Raw genomic sequence first — 19997 nt, 5'->3', positions numbered from 1 at the left:
GCATGAAGTCTATACCAAATACACTTCCGGCAGATTGGAGTGGGATAAAATGGGTACTTACCGATGTAGATGACACACTTACTTGGCGAGGTAAACTCCCTCCGGAAACACTTATCGCGCTTTCCAATCTTCAAAGAAATGGATTCAAAGTGGTTGCAGTGACTGGCGCTTGCGCAGGATGGTGCGATCACATTGCCCAATTATGGCCTGTTGATGCTGTTTTGGGAGAGAACGGCGCGTTCACTTTGCAAAAAATTGATGGCGTTCTGCAGTTGAGTTCAACCATCGGACTAGAGGAAATCCGTCAACGTCAAACCAAACTTAGAAGTGAGCTGTTCAAATTGCTCAAGGAGTATCCTCCACTAACCTTCTCTCTCGACCAGCCATATCGCTTATGTGACGTTGCCATAGATATTGGTCAAAACGTCCCTAAGCCAGACCCAAAGTTAGTTGAAGATATCATCAAGAAAATACATGTTTTAGGAGCTAATGCGACAGCAAGTTCCATTCATATAAACGCTTGGTATGGTGAGCATTCCAAGCAAACATCGGCACTGACGTTTCTACGTTCAGAGGGTCTCTCCGATGAAGATATAAAGAAGCATGTTTGCTTTATCGGTGATTCAGCAAACGATCAAGGTATGTTCGAAGTGCTACCCAAAAGTGTCGGTGTCGCGAACATTAACAAATACTGGGATAGTTTGATATACCGACCCTCTATTGTCGTTGACCAGCCCGGTGGTTACGGATTTGTCAATTTTGCAAATCAACTAATCGACTTGAAGGGAGACTAAGAATCGAGTACGGTTTGTAACTGACATCTACTCTACGCTTTCATTGAGTAGATGTCGTTCAAACTAACCTTTGAAACCGAAAATCGCGATAGTTCCTTTTAGTCGACATGGAAAAATCGATCACCGAGTCGTTATGTTATTGTCCTATTGCCCGATCGTTTCTAAAATGCTCAACTGGTGTGATACATAATCCCTGCAACCATAGCGATATCCATCATAAACCCCAATCCATTTCCCGCCCAAATAGTAGGATTCTTATGGTATACACCATATATAGTCCAAAGAATGGCGATAAATGAGTAGAGTAACCATGTTGTCAATGACAAACCGACCGCATGTTCACTGTGAGAGAAGTAAAGCTTATAAAGTTGAGGTATTGTCGCAAGGGGACTCACCAAACCCATAATTAACATCAACGGCTCTAACTTTGAACCAATTCGATCTATCATTTGCATTATTTGTACCATACGTTAGCAACCTATTCGTATGTATTCACGCTACGATGCGATAACGAAGAAGCTATTGATTATTTATCACGGGTTGTACATGCTGTGAAATGTCTTTCAGTTTGAAAACCCCACTATCCAAAGGCCTCTTTGTTTCATTTTTCACCGAAAAATTTAATCGATTTAGCGCGATTTTTTTGATTTGGCTATCATTCATCGTTTTGTAATAGAGAACGCCACTCGTTTGGTCAACAACCGATACCCATTGAGTCGCGCTCGATATATCGGGGATATGGTCTCGATGTTGCGGACCAAACTCCGAACCGATGGGAATGTCAAAGTTATTGAGGATATGAAATGCCTGAGAAACTGCTTGCTCTGGTGTTTTCAGTTCTGGCACGGTGCTAGTATAAAATGCAGCGCGAATAAACCTTGATGGCGAGGTTATATCGCCCGGCAAGCCCAAAAAGCCGGAACCAACACCAAACGATTTGGCTTCTACATTGCCGTATTTACGGGGAGCGCTACTTCCGGGTTGTAGGTTTAAATAATTGTTTAAATTCGTTAACTGCCACGGAAACGTCGGCGCGTTAGTCAGAACACCTACTTCGTTTTCATAGACGTTAACTTCACCCTGATTGACTATTTCTATAACGACACTTCGGCCCGTTTTATCGGTCACACGCCAGTGTGCGGTTGGAGATGGTTTACCATCTGCGTCGAGATAAACAGGCACTATATTAATCTTCTTCATCGCCGCCAACACTTCGTCAACTGTTTTAAATTGCGACAGCATCCAGCGTACAAAGTCCATATCAGTGATGGTATTTTGTTTAGTGCGTTTATCGTAAGGTTGCAAAGACCCATAACCTTTGAAATAGAATAATCCCGCATTTAGACCAGCTTCATTCAAACCCTCAGCGATGAACCTATCGCTACTTACTGAAATGCCAACAAACCCTAAACGACTGTCCCATTCCATTCCTCGACTGTTATCAGGCATCATGGAAGTGTAATGATGTTTTTTCGGTGAGACAATGAGCTTACTTTCTAGGTTATTCTCTCCCCATTCGATGGTTCGAGCATGAATGAAATGATTATTGTTAGTAGAAAGTGATATGCCAGTACAAGCAATTGACGTACTGCTCACGCCGATAGATAGCATTAAAGCAATTAGAGATTTTCTCAACATTTCAAACACCCTAAAGCAAGATTTTACATTTTAAGCCTTCAGTGTAGACCGTGTTTACCGAGTTGAGAATTAAACATCACGAAAAAACGTAGAATTTAGCCGATAAGTATAACCATTTACCTGACAACCTTGAATCGAGTATCTGGTTTTCTATAACGGAGCAACAAGACGGCCTAGGCAGCCGTCTTTCATTTTTATTCAAGATTAAAATATGTGGAGCGTTGCATTTATAGTGAAGCTGTCTACATCTTTGTCATCGAATTTAGTCTTAACACCATTAAAACGCTGCCAGCTAGCACCAACAGAAAGCATATCAGTAACAAAGTACTCAGCGCCTACGCCGTACATAAAGTCTGTACCGCTGCCACTACCGCTTAAGCCATCTTTATAATCAGCGTTATAGTAGTGTAAACCACCTTTAGCATAAATTTGTACAGGGCCGATATCGATACTTGGTTTAAGCGCTGCATACCAAGAGCCTAGCTCCGCATAGCCTTTGCCGTTTGAAGCGTCAAAGTTACCGTGTTTCCAGTAACCACCTTCGACGCCAATGATCGGAAGAATACCAGTACCAACATGGAAACCCATTGGGGTATCACTGTTACCGTTGTATTCTGCGCGACCAGCAGAAACACCACCATACAACCACGCATCTGCAAATGCTGAAGTCGACGCACCAACAAGCGCAAGCGCTAAAAGTGTCTTTTTCATTTGTAACCTTCTTGTTTAATTAAATGCGGCGGGTCCAATCAAAACCACCGCGGAGCTTTATATAACACACACTTTAACGTATGAGAATCATTTGAATTTTAATTTTTGGTAAAAAATTTCTAATTCTCATACGGTTAGATGAAACCTACTTCACAAAATCGAATAGGTATTAATTGCAATTGGCCTAGCAAGCATCGATAGCATTGAGAACACGTTTGTCCGACACTGGATAAGGTGTTCCCAGCTGCTGAGCAAAGTAACTCACTCGTAACTCTTCCAGCATCCAACGAATCTCTTTAACGTTTTCTGGTATTTTCATTCCTTTTGGAATCTTGTTAAGTAATTCTTTGTAGTCTTGAGCGACGGATTCCACTTTTAACATGTGCATGCGATCTCGATTGGGGTCAATCGGCAGCTTCTCCATTCGTTTCTCTATCGCCTTCAGATAACGCAAAATATCCGGTAGACGCTTCCATCCACATTCGGTGGCAAAGCCTTTAAAAATTAACCCTTCTATTTGCGCTTTAATATCCGATAAGGCGAATGCCATCGTTAAATCTACACGACCTTTAAGCTTCTTATTGATGTTAAATGCCGTGGTCAAAATCGTCTCAACTTGCTGGGCGATATCGACTACCGTATCGCCTAGTTCTGCGCGAACGCGCTCTTTCAGCTGTTCAAAATTGTCCGCGTCCCAAACTAAACCGCCTCGACCCTCTATTAACTTATCTATACCACACGCTATACAGTCATCAATTAAGTCTAACACTTTGCCATAAGGGTTGAAATAGAGGCCTAACTTAGATTTGTTCGGTAAATTAGTATGCAAGTATTTTATCGGAGAAGGCACGTTCAACAACAGTAAGCGTCGTTGTCCTTCTTTCATCACCTGCTCTTGCTCAGACTCAGTTTCAAACAGTTTAATCTCGACACTGTCTTTATTGTCGACGAGCGCTGGGTACGCTTTTACGTCAAACCCACCGCGCTTTTGCGAGTACACTTTTGGCAACTCACCGAAGCTCCAAGTGTGTAAGCCCTGCTGTTCAATATCATCATCTGCTACTTTAGAAAGCGTTTGTTGCACCTTATCTTTGAGGCTTTCTTTCAACTCAAAAAGGTTGCGGTTCTCTTTGAGCTTTCTGTTGCGGTGATCTACGGCACGGAAAGTAATTTTCAAATGATCAGGAAGCTGGTCCAAATTCCAGTCGTCTCTTAACACTTCAACTCCAGTCATCCGACGAAGTTCTTTTTCTAACGTGTCAAGTAATGGCGCTTCCATTGGTGTCACGCGTGCCAAAAATGCATCGGCATAGTTTGGCGCAGGGACGAAGTTCTTGCGCAGTGTTTTCGGCAGCGCTTTGATTAAGCTCAACACCAGCTCATGGCGTAGCCCTGGGATTTGCCAATCAAAACCATCACTGTCAATTTGGTTAAGGATAGGCAATGGGATATGCACTGTGACACCGTCACTATCCTCTCCCGGCTCGAACTGATAACTGAGCTTAAGCTTGAAACCACCTTGATGCCAAAAGTTAGGATAATCCAAATCGGTAACATGGCTAGCGTCGCCTTTGAACAGCCTCTCTTTTTCAAAATTGAGCAGTTCTTTGTTTTTCTGGCTTGCGGCTTTCCACCACGTATCGAAATGACGTCCAGATACCACTTCAGTGCCGACACGCTGATCGTAAAAATCAAACAACTCATCATCATCAACCAGAATATCTCGGCGACGTGATTTATGTTCTAGCTCTTCCACTTCTTGCAGTAACTTTCTATTTTGTTTGAAGAAAGCGTGTTTGGTTTCCCAATCACCTTCAACCAATGCGCTACGTACAAATAGTTCACGACTTAATACAGGATCAATAGCACCATAATTGACGAGGCGCTTGGGTACAATCGGCACCCCATATAACATCACCTTTTCGTGAGCCATCACGGCAGCGCGTTTCTTAGACCAATGCGGTTCGCTGTAACTGCGTTTGATTAAGTGTTTTGCAAGCGGTTCTATCCATTCAGGCTGTATTTTGGCAATAATACGCCCCCATAGCTTTGAGGTTTCTACCAGCTCCGCTGACATGATCCACTTGGGTTGCTTCTTGAATAGGCCGGATGCGGGGAAAATATGGAACCGAGCGTTTCGTGCACCCTGATACTCATTTTTCTCTTGGTCTTTCACACCAATGTGTGACAGCAGGCCGACCAATAATGCACTATGAACAGCTTGATAGCTTCCCGGTTCTTGGTTGAGCTTTTCATCCATTTCACGCATCGCTTGATGGATTTGGAAATACACGTCCTGCCACTCTCGCACGCGTAAGTAATTGATGTAGTCCTGTTTACATTGCTTGCGGAACTGGTTTCCAGATAAGGCTTTTTGCTGCTTCTGGATATAATCCCAAAGATTCACCAAGGTTAAAAAGTCGGACTCCGCATCAAAGAATCGGCGATGTTTATCATCAGATGACTGCTGCTTATCACTAGGACGCTCTCTTGGATCTTGGATAGATAACGCCGAGGCGATAACCATGACCTCTTTCAAACAACCCAGTCTAGGTGCTTCTATCACCATACGAGCCAATCGTGGATCAATCGGAAGTCGGGCTAACTTGCGACCAATTTGAGTCAGACGCTTCTTAGGATCTTTCGCTTTGTCGTTAATTGCACCAAGCTCTTCAAGCAAACGCACACCATCTTGAATATTACGCTTGTCAGGCGCTTCAACAAATGGAAATGCTTCGATATCACCCAAGCCCAATGCCGTCATTTGCAAAATAACTGACGCGAGATTGGTTCTCAGAATTTCAGGATCGGTAAATTCTGGACGAGACTCGAAATCCTCCTCAGAGTACAAACGAATACAGATACCCTCTTCGACACGACCACATCGACCTTTACGTTGATTCGCGCTCGCCTGGGAAACTGGCTCAATAGGTAGGCGTTGAACTTTTGTGCGATAGCTGTAGCGGCTAATACGTGCCGTACCTGGGTCAATGACGTATTTGATACCCGGAACGGTGAGTGATGTTTCAGCAACGTTTGTCGCAAGTACAATGCGTCGACCTGCATGTGGTTGGAAAATCTTATTTTGCTCACCCGCTGATAGTCGCGCATACAATGGGACGGTTTCCGTATCTCGGAGGTTGCGTTTATTAAGCGCATCCGCCGTATCACGAATCTCACGCTCACCATTCATAAAAATGAGAATATCACCGAGTCCTTCGTCACACAGCTCATCAACGGCTTCAAAGATACCTTCTAACTGATCTCGGTCGCCATCTTCATCTCCTGAAAGTGGGCGGTAGCGGGTTTCAACAGGGAATGTGCGCCCTGAGACCTCAATAATGGGTGCGTCATTGAAGTGTTTAGAGAAACGTTCAGGGTCGATGGTCGCCGACGTAATGATGATTTTTAAGTCAGGGCGCTTTGGCAGCAACTCACGTAGATAGCCCAAAATAAAGTCGATGTTTAAGCTGCGTTCGTGCGCCTCATCGATAATGATCGTGTCATACTGATTGAGAAAACGATCGTGTTGAATTTCTGCCAGTAGAATACCGTCCGTCATCAGTTTGACTTGTGTATTCTCTGAAATTTGGTCATTGAAACGAACTTTATAACCGACAAATTCGCCAAGCGATGTTTCCATTTCTTCCGCGATACGGTTCGCAACGGAACGCGCAGCCAGCCTTCTTGGTTGCGTATGACCAATCAAACCGAATTGACCACGGCCTAACTCAGAACAAATTTTAGGTAACTGAGTCGTTTTACCTGACCCCGTTTCCCCCGCCACAATAACGACTTGGTTATTCTCAATAGCGTTTGCTATCTCGTCTTTCTTTTGGCTGACGGGTAGCAGTTCAGGATAGTGAATGGTTGGCTTAGCCGACGCGCGCTGTTGCGCCACCATCATTGATTGAGCAATATCGCTAGCAATGTCGTCAAAAACCGCAGACTGAGCTTCAGGTTTCTTAATTTTAGCGGCACCTGCTATGCGTTTGCTTAAACGAAAGCGGTCGCGAATCATACAGTCTTGTAATGCTTTTTTCAGTGACTGTGGATTATTCGCTTGCGCTGGTGTTGGCTGATTAGGATTTTGGGAGGAAGTCAAAACGTTCCCTACTTAACTTTTTACTATTAAAAACTGGGCGGATTGTAGCACAGGTAGGAAATTAGGGTTAACCGAGAGGATAGAAAAAAGCTCCGCATTCGCGGAGCTTGCTGTTTAGAAGTGGTACTGAAGATAGAAGGTGCTGTAGTTACTACCACCTTTAATTCGACCAAATTGAGAAGAGGCTTCAAATATCGCACTGCGGTGATGCAGAGCATAGCCGAGCCAAAGCTCTTCGAGTTCCAGCTTACCGATAAGCGAACCGATGCTAATGTCGTACGAAATGTCGATGTAATTCATCAGATGACTTGCTCGTTTCCCTTTTTTGTCCATTTCTTGCTGTTCAATATACGTAATGTTGTCGATATACGACAGACCATTACCCACACCTAAGCGCATTTTTGCTGGCCAGTTAAACGTATAGTAGGCTTTGATCAATGCGACAAATTCAGTCCCTGAACTTTGTACCTCTGAGCTCCAGTGGTGAGCGATACCTGGGCTTAGATAAATGTCTAAAGGCATGCCAAACAGCTCATCGGTCAAAGGGTGGCCATAAAATACCGAGGTCACTTGGTTATTATACGGGTCACGCTTGCCTTGAAAGGTCAGAATTTCTCCCATATCAGATGGAGACGCGTAACCGTGGGCTACGCGCAAGTAAGGCTTAGCACTGATGTCTCTGCGGACTTGTTTCGCCTTTGACGTTGACTTTTTCTGTTCATTAAAGAAACCGAAACCAAGGTATACTTCACCTTCAAAACGCTCATTGATTACTGATGAGTGATACGCTTGATTATCTAGCATTCGAATGTTAGTTGCACCGACAAGATACATGTTTGATGCTAAATGATATTTGGCATCAACACCCATCGCGTAGTCCAAACCACCATTTAGGCTGTCGGTAGTTCCGCGGTATGTCCCATAATATTCGGTATTAAAATCTGCATCTTTGTAGCGCAACGTGACATTGGGACGTAACTCTAAGTCGCCGTATTCTAATTCGCCTTGCAACCTAAAGTTAGCGTGATAGCGATGGTGACCATCGGTCATAAATTCGGTATCGAAGTGCCATGCGTCATCAAAGTTATAACGCATTTGCACACCGTAATCTGCTGTGTCTCCCCCAACGGCATTCTGTTCATCAGCTGGTATGTCAATAAAGCGCATTCGTGCAATCGCGTTAAGCTCTAGTTCTTTATCATCCGTTTTATAGAGGTGGGCACCGGCCGTGGTACCGTCTAGAAAGACATAGTCGTTCTTAAAGAACATCATTGGGATAAAGGTACTGACGGCATTATCACTTCCTTTGGTGTCAAAAGGAATGTTTGCTGTACGCCAAACCGCTGCAATGCCCCAATCCGCTTCTTGCGCTGACTCTTCTGCGAATACCACTGGTGTTGCACAAAGTGATGCTGCGGTCACGAGCGCGAGATTTCTCTTTATCATGTCTTGCAGTTTCTCCAACTGGAATTTGTCTATTATTAATAAGCTAAGGAGCACGTACGCCCTATTTTGACCATGAGCCAAAATTAATACACCATTTGTCAAATAATCGAATAAGACCTACCTACGTGAAGTAGAGTTGTATACTATGGGGCTAACGCATATTTTAAGTCACCACACTGTTATTTACTTAACGGCTCAATAAATAGCCAACAGTGATGGGTGTCATAGTTTCCACTATTTAGACGAATCGTGAAAGTAGAAAAGTTAAAAAAAATTCTCCAGTCATTGCCCAGTGATCAGCCCATTGATGTTGTCACGGGCGAAGTGTGGCTCCCAGAGCAACTTTTAAAGGCCGAAGTTGATAAAGGCTTATTATTCTTACAATTCGATAATGCACCTGATGAAGCCGAAGACACATTTGAAGGTCGTGGATTTGTTGATCATGAAATAGAACTGATTCGAGAACGATTGGCTAAGATTATTGAACAAAGTGAAGGTAATGAACACTTGCTCGATGCGCTAACCGCCTTTTTTCTTATTGGCCATGAAACCAGTAGTGCTGAGTTTGTCGAGTTGCTTGAGCATATGAACGACACGACAACTGCCCCTGCAAGACCCGAATTGGAAAACTCTTAAAATAAATAGAATGAAAGCATCATGAAAACGCTCAACCCTGTGTTGGCAGGTCCAATTTTACGCCGTACAAATCCTCGCGAACTTACGCTTTGGATGGCAACATCTCAGTGCCCTTCTCGGCTGCAACTCGCTCTCAAAAACGGCACAGAAATCACGTATTGTGATTTTGCCAACGAACAGGTTTATCAGGTCAGCAATAAACTTTGGATTATTCAATATCATACCCAGTTGACCATCAATTTCGCTCACAAATTGAGCTACAACATTGTTTGGCGTGAAACCCAAACCAGTGCTCTGGATAAGAGCCTCTATTATGCTGATGCAGCTTGGATAGATTTGTGCTTGTCAGACAAGTCTGACTCCATAATCCATGGCTCATGTCGTAATCCTCACCATAGCAGCGATGATAGTTTGATTCAGGTCGATAGGTTGATTGAACAATGCATCACCTCTCGTTTAGATGCTGACCGACCTGATTTGTTGCTCATGACAGGCGACCAAATTTACGCGGATCATGTTGCAGGGCCGATGCTCATGGCAATACAACGGGTTATCAAATTACTTGAACTCCCCAATGAATCGTTTACTGGTGCACCAATTAGTGATGCGACTGAACTCTATAGTCTCAGCCGCCCCCTATATTCAAGGGATCACATTCTTCCAACATACACAGATAACACTCGTTATCTGAAACGTCTTTTTGACAAAACAGACACGCCCATCTTTAGTTCAAGAGAGTGTGAAAATCACTTAATTACACTGTCTGAATTTCTTGCCATGTATCTGTTAAATTGGTCACCCGAATTATGGGATGCAATCCAGTTTGGTAGCTTAGACGCTAAGGAAATCATCGACCACCAGTTAATGGCGGCGAAAGACCTACAACTATGGAACCAAGAAAAATCCGAGCTGGATGCCTTTGTGGTTGGGTTGCCTAGCGTAAGACGGGTCATGGCCCACATACCCACCTACATGATTTTTGACGATCATGACGTCACCGACGATTGGAATCTGACTGTGGGTTGGGAAAAAGCAGCTTATGAAAATCCTTTTTCTAAGCGAATCATTGGTAACGCTTTATTGTCCTACCTAATGTGTCAAGCTTGGGGCAATACACCTGAACAAATGACCGAGGATTGGCATGACCAACTCAAGGAGTTGTTTGCTAGTTCACTCGATAACCATGCCATCCTACTGACTCGACATGATGAGATCATCAAGCAACTGTTACGCTACGAAAAGTGGCACTACAGTATTGATTCAACTCCCAAGGTTGTTGTTTTAGATACTCGCACTCGACGCTGGCGTTCTGAATCAAATCTCAATAAACCGTCCGGTTTAATGGATTGGGAAGCGATGGTGGAATTTCAACAAGAACTCATTGGGTTAGAATCCGTTGTGGTTGTCTCTCCCGCGCCAATGTTCGGTGTGAAGTTCATCGAAACGTTACAAAGTATCGCCACTAAGCTAGGTAACCCTCTTATTATCGATGCCGAAAACTGGATGGCTCATCCGGGAAGCGCGAACACATTGCTGTCTATCTTTACGCATACAAAAACGCCAAAGAACTTCGTTATTTTATCTGGTGATGTGCATTACTCGTTTGTTTATGACGTCAAACTCCGCTACAAACAGACAGACTCTCATATCTATCAAATCACCTGTAGTGGGATTAAGAATCAATTTCCAGAGCCGCTACTGACAGTATGCGACACTCTAGATAAATGGCTTTACTCTCCTCGCTCGCCACTTAACCTCTTGACCAAGCGTAAGCGTTTAAAAATATTCAAACGAAAGCCAGCACCTAGCCATCATAATCGTTTAGTCAATAACAGTGGGATTGGCATCGTAAAACTTGACAAGGAAGGGAAACCTGTAGAGATATCGGTTCTGCATGGGGATGGCACTCAAACCACATTCCCTGAAACTAATTCAGAAAGCTAAACTCTAAATACTTGTGATCTAGCTCAACAATCACTATGTATTATAAATGAGTAATAAAATCAGGTAATAGCATGTTTAATTCCATTACATCAATGTTTAAACAACTTATTGAAGGTGATGACTTATCAAACAACAAGTCTATCAGCCCTAACCTCGCCATCGCAGCATTACTTTGTGAAGTATCAAACGCCGACTATCAAGTCGATGATAAAGAGCAGAATGCAAAGCTATCTTTAATAGAAAGGTTGCTTGATCTTGAGCAAGCAGAAGCCAGAACCTTGCTAACGCAAGCACAAGAGCAGACAAAAAACTCGACGTCGTTGTATGATTTCACGTCAAGCTTAAGAGAGCTCAGTCAAGAGAAACGTTTTGACTTGATCAAAGCCATGTGGGAAGTAGCAAACGCGGATGGTGTCATTGACCCACTGGAAGACGCCGTCATCCGGAAGGTAGCCGAACTGCTTTATGTCGACCACAGTGAATTCATTAGGGCTAAAATACAAGTCACAGACAAATAACGCGCCGTTGATTCACAAACATGTTGAATAGGCATTAAAAAACCGAGTGGTTCTCCCACTCGGCTTGAAAACTACACCTTCGCATATTACAACATAGTGAGTGCCAATTTCGCTAGATTGTATGCGTCAACGTAACCAGAATGCTGTCTTCCTTCCCATTCTATTCCTTGACTTTCTTGAGCCGCCTTGTGTCCAATACGTTTATCTTTAAGACGTTGCTGAATACGGTACAGTGTTGCCAAATTTACAAACTCTTTAAATGGCATCTCAATGCCCTTTGCTTGACACTCTTCGAGCAAGATAAGGTCATCTCGACCCCATGAGGCATAAATTTTGTTAGCCCCACCAAAGTTTTTCACCATGGATTGAATAACAGAGGCAAGTGGACGCCCTTGTTTTTCTACTTTACGAGGTGTAATACCTGTAAGCTCGGTACAAAACAACGAAACCTTATCGTGTTCTGGCTTGACATAGTATTGAGCTCGCTTGACGACTTCTTGTTTAACCAAATCTATTTCTGCGAGCCCTACTTCAATGATCTCGCCCGTCGTGCCGACACCATCGACGTTCCAGCAACACATTTCAAGATCAAAGCAAACGACACGATTATAATTCATACGGATATTAAGATTAGTTAGACGGACGGCTGAATTGTAACGTATCGAACATAAAACCTCGACCGTTCTTAATCTGATCGCTAAAAAATCAAGCAACCATCGCTCTATTTCGTCCCTTGTCTTTACTTTTGTATAAAAGATCGTCGGCTCGATTCATGAGTTTTTCGAGTGACTCCCCTTTAAATACCGTGGCACCAATACTCAACGTACAAAAAAAATTAGGGTCGATACTGTCCCATTTGATCATGGATATTTCTGCACATAGGTTACTCAAATAACCTTTGAGTAGCCCCTCGTCGACACAGCGGCTAATCACAGCAAACTCATCGCCACCTAATCGAAATAACATATCATCGGGATACAGTTCTGTTTTTATACAGGCGGCAACCTGCATGAGAATTTCGTCACCTGATACGTGCCCGTATTGGTCATTAATTTGTTTAAATTTATCTATATCGATAATTACTAACGAAAATGGTTTATGACATGAAATATGATAATCGGCTAACCGATTGAATGCTCGACGATTATATACTTCCGTTAATGGATCTCTCTCGACCAGATATTGGAGATCACGAGTACGGCGACTCACCAACTTGGTTAATCTTCTTTGTTCACGCAACATAAGCTGAACAACGTAAGCCAACAGTATTGAAATAATAAAACCGCCGGAAGCAACACAGATTAGGATAACTCTATCGTTATGTGAAATATCAGAATCGTGTTTGAATTGGATATTCCACTGTCGATCGTACAGATCAATGATAACGCTCTTAGTTGCACCAGAAAGGGTTTTCCACCCTTGGTTTTCATACATAATTGGGTCATCTTCTGCATCAAAACCGAGATCAACCACTTGTATCCCAACCTCTTTACCAATCGACGTGCGCGATACGATCTGTTCAAAATAGGCTGTCGTTCGTACGACACCAATCACAACACCTCGCAGAGAATTTTCGCCAATTTCAAACACCGGATGGTAAACTAGCATGCCCTGCTTAGGTAACGAACGGTCAAATCCATCTTGGAGCAGACGAATTTTATCTGACAGGCTAGGTTCACCCGTTTTCAATGTATTTCGAATTACACGTCTGACACGTTCCCGTGACGAATAATAGCCTAGAGCCCGTAAATTGGCTTCGTTCACCGGATAGACATCACTGGCAACATAAATAGGTTCGTCATTTTCTAGGATATAGCCGTCTTGTCGAGGTAGATCTTTAGGAACGGTGTAGATTTGGTAATTGGGAAAGTGTTGCTTTACTCGCTCGACATGAGACGCGATTTGTTCTGGGTAAACTTTCTTCATCCATTGCATGGCTATCAAACTTTTTGAATCCGCTAGCAAGGGTGCCACAAAAGTAGAAAAGTTATCCCATGTTGGCGGCTGTGTTGCATGATAAAAGCTTGCCCCAGCACCAATAAAAGCGACATCTAACATCACGAGCTCTTTAATATTTTCAGCTTGATTGTGAACCAAGAATTCAAAATTGGAATCAGAAAGCTGCTTTTGTCCTTTATAAACAAGATGGGTAATAAAAATCGTCAGCACTAATCCTAGAATTAGTACCAACACTGAGTATCGCTTTACACCGCGATCCTCTTTGTTTAAGCCTATAACCATATATGTTGTCCTAACTGACTTTCGTTTTTTTGGTATTACCAGTTTTTATATTTATGATATTTATTATCCAAATGATATAAGTATTGAAAATACAATACTTTACCTTTGAACATTAAATCTTACACAGCTCTGACATAGACAACAGATACAGTGTTAAAAAAAACAGCGAAGATCACCTAATTTTGTAAAATCATCATTATCTGCTGAATTCTTCACCAAAAAACTCACTTTCTAATGACATTATTGCGAAAGCATCGCGCTATGAGCCTTGATTATGCTAGACTTCGCCCCAAAATTAACAACTAATGACTGACACATAGAGAAACTCCTATGAACATCGATCTAAATGTTATCCCAACCACTTTCGACATGTTGCACGCTGGCCTTGCAGCTTCTAGCGTTTTGTTGCTTGCTATCGCGGTATCACGCAAAAGCAAAGTCATCGAAAAAATCGTCGAAAAGCCGGTAGAGAAGATCGTCGAGGTTGAAAAGCCAGTAGAAAAAATCGTTGAAGTTGAAAAGGTTGTCGAAGTAGAAAAAGTCATCGAAAAAGTTGTCGAAGTCGAATCTAAGCTTGCAACTGCTTCTACGGATTCTGCAATGCAACTTCTGTCCTTAATGCAACAAGAAGCCCGTTTGGTCGACTTCTTACAAGAAGATTTGACTTCCTTCTCTGATGAAGAAGTGGGTGCAGCGGCTCGTGTTGTTCATTCTGGCGGTAAAAAGGTGATCACTGAGTACTTCACTCTGTCACCAGTTCGCGGCGAAGATGAAGAAACACGCGTCTCTGTTCAAGAAGGTTTCGACCCTCAGAGCATTCGCCTTACTGGCAATGTAACGGGTAACGCACCTTTCTCCGGCACACTTGCTCACAAAGGGTGGAAAGCGGATAAAGTGACGCTGCCTAAGTTATCTGAAAATTACAATGCGTCCATCATTGCACCAGCAGAGGTAGAGCTATAATGGAGCAATCAACACACGAACAGTCTCAAAAAGTGGCGCAATACAGTGTCGGTATCGACTTAGGTACCACGCACTGTGTTATGTCGTTTCTTGACACCACAGATGAATCAGCGCGCGTAGAGGTAGTGTCTATTCCTCAGCTCACTGCACCTGGTACTGTTGAGTCTTTCAAACAACTGGGCTCATTTTTGTACCAACCTCATGAGCACGAAATGGGACAAGGCTCGCGTACTCTTCCATGGACGAGCGAACCCAAAGCACTGGTTGGTGCCGTTGCTCGCAATCTAGGTTCAAAAACGCCGATTCGCCTGGTTGCAAGTGCTAAATCTTGGCTATGTCATGGCGGAGTAAACCGTCGTGAAAGCTTCCTGCCACAAGGTAGCCCAGAAGAAGTGAGCAAAGTCTCTCCTCTTCGTGCGACAGAATTGTATCTAGAGCACCTGAAAGATGTATGGAATCACATGTATCCTGAGCATAAGCTTGAAGACCAAGACGTCACCATTACCGTTCCGGCATCTTTTGATCCAGCGGCGCGCGATCTTACTGCAGAAGCAGCGCGTAATATTGGATTAGCACACCTCACCCTTCTTGAAGAGCCTCAAGCAGCCTTGTACAGCTGGATTGATAACAGCGACGATAAGTGGCGCGATGAGGTCAATGTAGGTGATGTGGTACTGGTGGTCGATGTCGGTGGTGGTACTACAGACTTATCGTTGGTCGCAGTGACAGAACAAGATGGCAACCTAAATCTTGAACGTGTTGCCGTTGGTGAGCATATTTTGCTTGGTGGTGACAACATGGATCTTGCTTTAGCTTATCGCCTAAAGATGAAGCTGGCGCAAGATGGCAAAGAACTGCAACCATGGCAAGTTCAAGCAATGACTCATGCTTGCCGCGATGCTAAAGAAGCGTTGTTAAACGACTCTGAGCTTCAAGCGGTGCCAATCGTTGTTCCAAGTCGTGGTTCTAAATTACTTGGTGCAACACTGAAAACTGAATTAACCCAACAAGAAGTTCAACAAACACTTGTCGACGGTTTCTTCCCACAAATCGGCATTCAAGATCATCCGGTTCAACGTGCGCGTGGTGCATTGACTCAAGTGGGCCTACCTTACGCCCAAGATGCTGCGATTACTCGTCACATTGCTGCGTTTTTGAGTCGTCAAAGCAATGCCACCGATAACGCCTTTGCAGGCATTCCGGGCATGCAAAGTGCACCAGAGTTCGTCAAACCAACGGCTCTACTCTTCAATGGTGGTGTTCTAAAATCGAAGTTGCTGTCTGATCGCCTCGTTAACACTATCAATGCTTGGTTAGAGACCGCAGGTTCAGAGAAAGCTAAAATGCTTTCTGGTTTGGACTTAGATCTTGCGGTAGCAAGCGGCGCGGCCTACTACGGTAGCGTTCGCCGCGGTCAAGGTGTTCGAATTCGCGGTGGTATTGCCTCGAGTTATTACATCGGCATCGAGAGTGCGATGCCTGCGATTCCGGGTATGGCTCCTCCAATGGAAGCACTTTGTGTTGCACCATTTGGCATGGAAGAAGGCAGTAGTGTTCAAGTCCCAAGTCAAGAGTTCGGACTTGTCATTGGCCAGCCTGTTCACTTCCAATTCTTTGGTTCAACCACTCGCCGTGACGATGAAGCCGGTGTCCACCTTGATTTTTGGCAACCAGAAGAGCTGGAAGAACTGCCAGAAATTCAAGTGACGTTGCCAGTATCAGAAGGTCGCAGCGTTGGTGAAGTAGTTCCTGTAACACTGTCATCGCGCGTTACCGAGCTAGGCACTCTCTATCTGGAAGCCATCGCTTCGGATAATGGCCAAAAATGGCACGTTGAATTTGACGTCCGCGAAGACGCATAACAATAATTAAATGACAAAACGGCACATTACGTGCCGTTTTTTATCGCTAATCCCAGTCTTTATTAAGACCTAACTGGAGCATGTCATGGCATCCTCACAATATCTGGTCGGTATCGATTTAGGTACAACCAATACGGTTGTCGCATTCTGTGAAATTCAAGACGACCTCTCTAACTCTCCGGTCGAATTGTTTGAAATCGACCAACTCGTTGGCCCAGGCGAAGTAGTGCGTAAACCGTTACTACCCTCTTTCCGTTATCACCCCGTAACCCAGCAAGTGTCAGAAGCAGACCTCACGCTCCCATGGGAAAATCACCCGGTGAGTGGTGATCTAAACAACATCATTATTGGTGAATGGGCGCGAGAGTTGGGGGCAAAAGTTGAAGGCCGTCAGGTCTCAAGTGCCAAAAGTTGGCTTTCCCATACCGCGGTTGATCGTGAAGACGACATTCTTCCGTGGGCTGGAGCGCAAGATGTCGAGAAAGTATCGCCTGTCATTGCCAGTGCAAGCTATCTTAACCACATCCGTCAAGCTTGGAACCATCGTCACCATTACAACAAACTTGAAGATCAAGATGTTGTTATTACGGTACCGGCATCCTTTGATGAAACGGCGAGAAAGCTCACCTTGCAAGCAGCAAAGTTGGCAGGACTACCCAAAGTCCATCTGTTAGAAGAACCACAAGCGGTCTGTTATGACTGGTACGCAAGGCACAAAGACACCGCCGCGAAAGAGTTAGCGCAAGTGCCATTGATCTTAGTCTGTGATGTTGGCGGTGGTACGACTGACTTGAGTTTGATTGAAGCTAAACACGACAATGACGAATTATCACTAAATCGAATTGGAGTCGGCGAGCATTTGATGCTGGGCGGTGATAACCTCGATTTGGCGCTTGCCCACATGGCAGAGCAGCGATTTAACGAAACCAAAAAACTTAACGCCGCCAGTCTTACAAAACTGATTCAGCAAACTCGTAAAGCGAAAGAAGCACTACTCTCTGCACATGCGCCAGACGAAATGAAAATCACCATGTTAGGCAGTGGTTCTCGTTTGATAGGTGGCACGAAAAGTATTGCTCTGACTAAACAGGAAGTCCATCAAATTGCTCTCGAAGGCTTCTTCCCCACTACTGGGTTTGGTGAGCTGCCAGATAAGAAACGAAGCGCTGTGGTTGAATTTGGACTACCTTATGTTTCAGACCCAGCGGTAAGTAAACATGTTTCTGAATTCTTACACCTACATCAGGAAGTTGCTAAAGACGCCTTGGGCGACCAAAGTGAGCCAGCGATTCCCGTTGGCCTGTTGCTCAATGGTGGCGTTTTCAACAGTGACTTAGTCACGCGTCGCGTGGTCGATATTGTTGAGAATTGGAAAGGTTCACCTATTTCTTTGCTTTCTAACCCTCATCCAGATTGGTCTGTTGCGCTTGGTGCTGTTGCTTTTGCAAAAGCACGCCGTGGTGCACAGCTTAAAATTGGTGGCGGTAGTGCACGCTCCTACTTCCTACACTTACAAGAGAAAAACAAACTGGGGCAAGCCTTATGTTTATTGTCTAAAGGGACAGATGAAGGGCAAGAAATACGTTTAACCGGACGTCGATTTGCGCTGACTCTTGGTGAACCAGTTCGCTTTAACCTTCTTACTTCTACTCATGATTACTTTGGCGATCATCAAAAAGTACAAAACGGTTTAATGGTTCAAATCGACCCCGATCAGTTCACGCCATTACCGCCATACATCAATACGTTACAGGGTAGCGAATTACAGCTTGCCGCTAATCAAAAAGAACGAGTCGAAGTTCAACTTGCATGTCAATTAACAGAAGTTGGCACACTTAAGATTGAATGCGTAAGCACCGAGAATGATGCGCAGCGATGGGCGCTTGAGTTTGAAGTTCGAAATCAACAAGCACAAGAAGAAACGGTTTCCGCTCACCCTGGACTCGAACCAAGTAAAGAACTGATTTCTCGTTTGTATAGTGGTAACAAAAACAGTGCTGATAGCAAAGAAATAAAGCTGCTCGCAAAAGTGCTTGAGAAAAACCTTGGTAAAAAAGATGACTGGGATTTTCACACCTTACGCTCTCTGGTTGATAGTTTTTCTCTCGGCCGAAAACGTCGTCGTCGTTCGGAACAACACGAAAAGAACTGGCTTCGTTTGACAGGTTTTTGTATGCGTCCTGGCTTTGGTGATGCGACCGACTCATGGCGTATGGAGCAAATTTGGGGGTTATACCAACAAGGTATTCAATTCCAAAATGCACAAGGGTGGAGTGATTGGTGGACCTTCTGGCGTCGTGTTTCAGGTGGTCTGAATGAAGAGCAACAGGAAGTAATATTAGGCGGAATCGCCAAGTACTTGCATCCTGGTGCAATGAAGAATGCCAAAACATTCCAAGGTGCCAAGGACAAAGGTTACGAAGCCATGGTTCGTTTATCGGCAAGCTTAGAGAACTTGTACGTCGATGACAAAGTTCTGTTAGCGACTTGGTATCTTAGCAAAGCCTTTAATCAGTCTCAGTTCGAACAAGCGCATTGGTGGGCATTAGGAAGACTCGCTTCTCGTACGCCGCTTTACGGCAGTCAGCATAACGTGATAGCAAGAGAACAGGTTGAACAATGGCTACCAAAGCTACTGGAACAAGACTGGCTGAAAGAACCAATGATAGGCTTTGCTTGTGTCCTGATGTGCCGTAAAACTGGAGACCGCTCACTAGATATTTCGGATGACTATCGGGGACAGGTCTTAGATAAGTTGAAAGCATCTAAAGCACCTTCTAGTTGGTATGAATTGGTGTCTGAGGTCAAAACACTGTCTGAATCTGACTCTAAAAAGCTATTTGGTGATGCCCTACCCGTTGGACTGCGACTTATCAATCAATAACCCAACGACACCATTTGCGATGATTTGGAACACTTTGGCACAAATAGTAGAGTAAGAGACAGAGCGTAGTCGAACTATCTCTCTGCCTCTCCTCTCCGAACCGTACGTGCACCTTTCAGCGCATACGGCTCTCCGCTTAATCAAGGCCAACGGCCATAGCAACATCTGAGTATCTTGAAGTAACTGTGTTTCTGGCTTCAGTCAGAAGGTAGGGGTTGGTTGCTGGAAGGCGCCACTTGAACGGCATCTTTTGGC

The 19997-nt window shown here is 44.1% G+C and carries 14 protein-coding genes; 7 read left to right on the top strand and 7 right to left on the bottom strand.

All coding sequences use genetic code 11. From position 1 onward, the window contains the following. Window positions 1–2 precede the first annotated feature (2 nt). A complete protein-coding gene (locus VTH8203_RS19850; protein ID WP_096995209.1) occupies window positions 3–794 on the top strand; it encodes an HAD-IIB family hydrolase in 792 nt (263 codons plus the stop codon). Between the two features lie 170 nt (window positions 795–964). Here the strand turns inward: VTH8203_RS19850 and VTH8203_RS19845 are convergent, their stop codons facing one another. From VTH8203_RS19845 to VTH8203_RS19825, 5 genes are all read right to left on the bottom strand, one after another. Further along, window positions 965–1249 (bottom strand): SemiSWEET transporter, encoded by a 285-nt coding sequence (locus VTH8203_RS19845; RefSeq protein ID WP_096995208.1) that lies wholly within the window; start codon window positions 1247–1249, stop codon window positions 965–967. A 64-nt stretch (window positions 1250–1313) separates the two neighbouring features. Further along, window positions 1314–2432: a linear amide C-N hydrolase gene (locus VTH8203_RS19840; RefSeq protein WP_096995207.1), complete on the bottom strand. Its 1119-nt coding sequence runs from the start codon at window positions 2430–2432 to the stop codon at window positions 1314–1316. Between the two features lie 204 nt (window positions 2433–2636). Beyond that, window positions 2637–3143, bottom strand: a complete 507-nt coding sequence (locus VTH8203_RS19835; RefSeq protein ID WP_096995206.1) for a porin family protein — start codon at window positions 3141–3143, stop codon at window positions 2637–2639. Between the two features lie 184 nt (window positions 3144–3327). Beyond that, entirely contained in the window at window positions 3328–7248 is a 3921-nt protein-coding gene (gene hrpA / locus VTH8203_RS19830) for an ATP-dependent RNA helicase HrpA (RefSeq protein ID WP_096995205.1), read from the bottom strand. Window positions 7249–7362: 114 nt separating this feature from the next. After that, the gene (locus tag VTH8203_RS19825) at window positions 7363–8694 is read right to left on the bottom strand and encodes a MipA/OmpV family protein (protein WP_096995204.1); all 1332 of its coding nucleotides are present in this window, start codon (window positions 8692–8694) and stop codon (window positions 7363–7365) included. Between the two features lie 249 nt (window positions 8695–8943). Between VTH8203_RS19825 and VTH8203_RS19820 the strand changes: the two genes are divergently transcribed. From VTH8203_RS19820 to VTH8203_RS19810, 3 genes are all read left to right on the top strand, one after another. Beyond that, a complete protein-coding gene (locus VTH8203_RS19820) occupies window positions 8944–9330 on the top strand; it encodes a VC1380 family protein (RefSeq protein WP_096995203.1) in 387 nt (128 codons plus the stop codon). A gap of 21 nt (window positions 9331–9351) precedes the next feature. Then, window positions 9352–11274 carry an alkaline phosphatase D family protein gene (locus VTH8203_RS19815; protein WP_096995202.1) on the top strand — a complete coding sequence of 641 codons (1923 nt, stop codon included), beginning with the start codon at window positions 9352–9354 and terminating at the stop codon, window positions 11272–11274. A gap of 71 nt (window positions 11275–11345) precedes the next feature. Next, window positions 11346–11792, top strand: a complete 447-nt coding sequence (locus tag VTH8203_RS19810; RefSeq protein WP_096995201.1) for a tellurite resistance TerB family protein — start codon at window positions 11346–11348, stop codon at window positions 11790–11792. An 86-nt stretch (window positions 11793–11878) separates the two neighbouring features. Here VTH8203_RS19810 and VTH8203_RS19805 read toward each other — a convergent pair whose 3' ends face one another. Both VTH8203_RS19805 and VTH8203_RS19800 read right to left on the bottom strand, forming a co-directional pair. Continuing rightward, window positions 11879–12409, bottom strand: a complete 531-nt coding sequence (locus tag VTH8203_RS19805; protein WP_096995225.1) for a 3'-5' exonuclease — start codon at window positions 12407–12409, stop codon at window positions 11879–11881. Window positions 12410–12497: 88 nt separating this feature from the next. Continuing rightward, window positions 12498–14033, bottom strand: coding sequence for a sensor domain-containing diguanylate cyclase (locus VTH8203_RS19800; protein WP_096995200.1), 1536 nt, complete (start codon window positions 14031–14033; stop codon window positions 12498–12500). A 330-nt stretch (window positions 14034–14363) separates the two neighbouring features. Here VTH8203_RS19800 and VTH8203_RS19795 point away from each other — a divergent pair, with 330 nt between their 5' ends. The 3 genes from VTH8203_RS19795 (at window position 14364) to VTH8203_RS19785 (ending at window position 19742) form a co-directional block, all read left to right on the top strand. Further along, window positions 14364–14996: a DUF2760 domain-containing protein gene (locus tag VTH8203_RS19795; RefSeq protein ID WP_096995199.1), complete on the top strand. Its 633-nt coding sequence runs from the start codon at window positions 14364–14366 to the stop codon at window positions 14994–14996. Next, complete coding sequence (locus VTH8203_RS19790; protein WP_096995198.1) at window positions 14996–16858, top strand: Hsp70 family protein; 1863 nt, start codon at window positions 14996–14998, stop codon at window positions 16856–16858. The genes VTH8203_RS19795 and VTH8203_RS19790 overlap by 1 nt, the downstream gene beginning before the upstream one ends. Window positions 16859–16943: 85 nt before the next feature. Then, window positions 16944–19742, top strand: coding sequence for an Hsp70 family protein (locus tag VTH8203_RS19785; RefSeq protein WP_096995197.1), 2799 nt, complete (start codon window positions 16944–16946; stop codon window positions 19740–19742). Window positions 19743–19997: the final 255 nt, after the last annotated feature.

It is taken from the genome of Vibrio thalassae (assembly GCF_900089835.1).
Lineage (GTDB): Bacteria > Pseudomonadota > Gammaproteobacteria > Enterobacterales > Vibrionaceae > Vibrio > Vibrio thalassae.
The sequence above is the reverse complement of the archived record's forward strand: the minus strand, read 5'-3'. Positions and strand labels throughout refer to the sequence as shown.

Coding starts and splice junctions, on each gene's coding strand:
- VTH8203_RS19850 (WP_096995209.1), top strand. CDS start 3: ATGAAGTCTATACCAAATACACTTCCGGCAGATTGGAGTGGGATAAAA.
- VTH8203_RS19845 (WP_096995208.1), bottom strand. CDS start 1,249: ATGCAAATGATAGATCGAATTGGTTCAAAGTTAGAGCCGTTGATGTTA.
- VTH8203_RS19840 (WP_096995207.1), bottom strand. CDS start 2,432: ATGTTGAGAAAATCTCTAATTGCTTTAATGCTATCTATCGGCGTGAGC.
- VTH8203_RS19835 (WP_096995206.1), bottom strand. CDS start 3,143: ATGAAAAAGACACTTTTAGCGCTTGCGCTTGTTGGTGCGTCGACTTCA.
- VTH8203_RS19825 (WP_096995204.1), bottom strand. CDS start 8,694: ATGATAAAGAGAAATCTCGCGCTCGTGACCGCAGCATCACTTTGTGCA.
- VTH8203_RS19815 (WP_096995202.1), top strand. CDS start 9,352: ATGAAAACGCTCAACCCTGTGTTGGCAGGTCCAATTTTACGCCGTACA.
- VTH8203_RS19810 (WP_096995201.1), top strand. CDS start 11,346: ATGTTTAATTCCATTACATCAATGTTTAAACAACTTATTGAAGGTGAT.
- VTH8203_RS19805 (WP_096995225.1), bottom strand. CDS start 12,409: ATGAATTATAATCGTGTCGTTTGCTTTGATCTTGAAATGTGTTGCTGG.
- VTH8203_RS19800 (WP_096995200.1), bottom strand. CDS start 14,033: ATGGTTATAGGCTTAAACAAAGAGGATCGCGGTGTAAAGCGATACTCA.
- VTH8203_RS19795 (WP_096995199.1), top strand. CDS start 14,364: ATGAACATCGATCTAAATGTTATCCCAACCACTTTCGACATGTTGCAC.
- VTH8203_RS19790 (WP_096995198.1), top strand. CDS start 14,996: ATGGAGCAATCAACACACGAACAGTCTCAAAAAGTGGCGCAATACAGT.
- VTH8203_RS19785 (WP_096995197.1), top strand. CDS start 16,944: ATGGCATCCTCACAATATCTGGTCGGTATCGATTTAGGTACAACCAAT.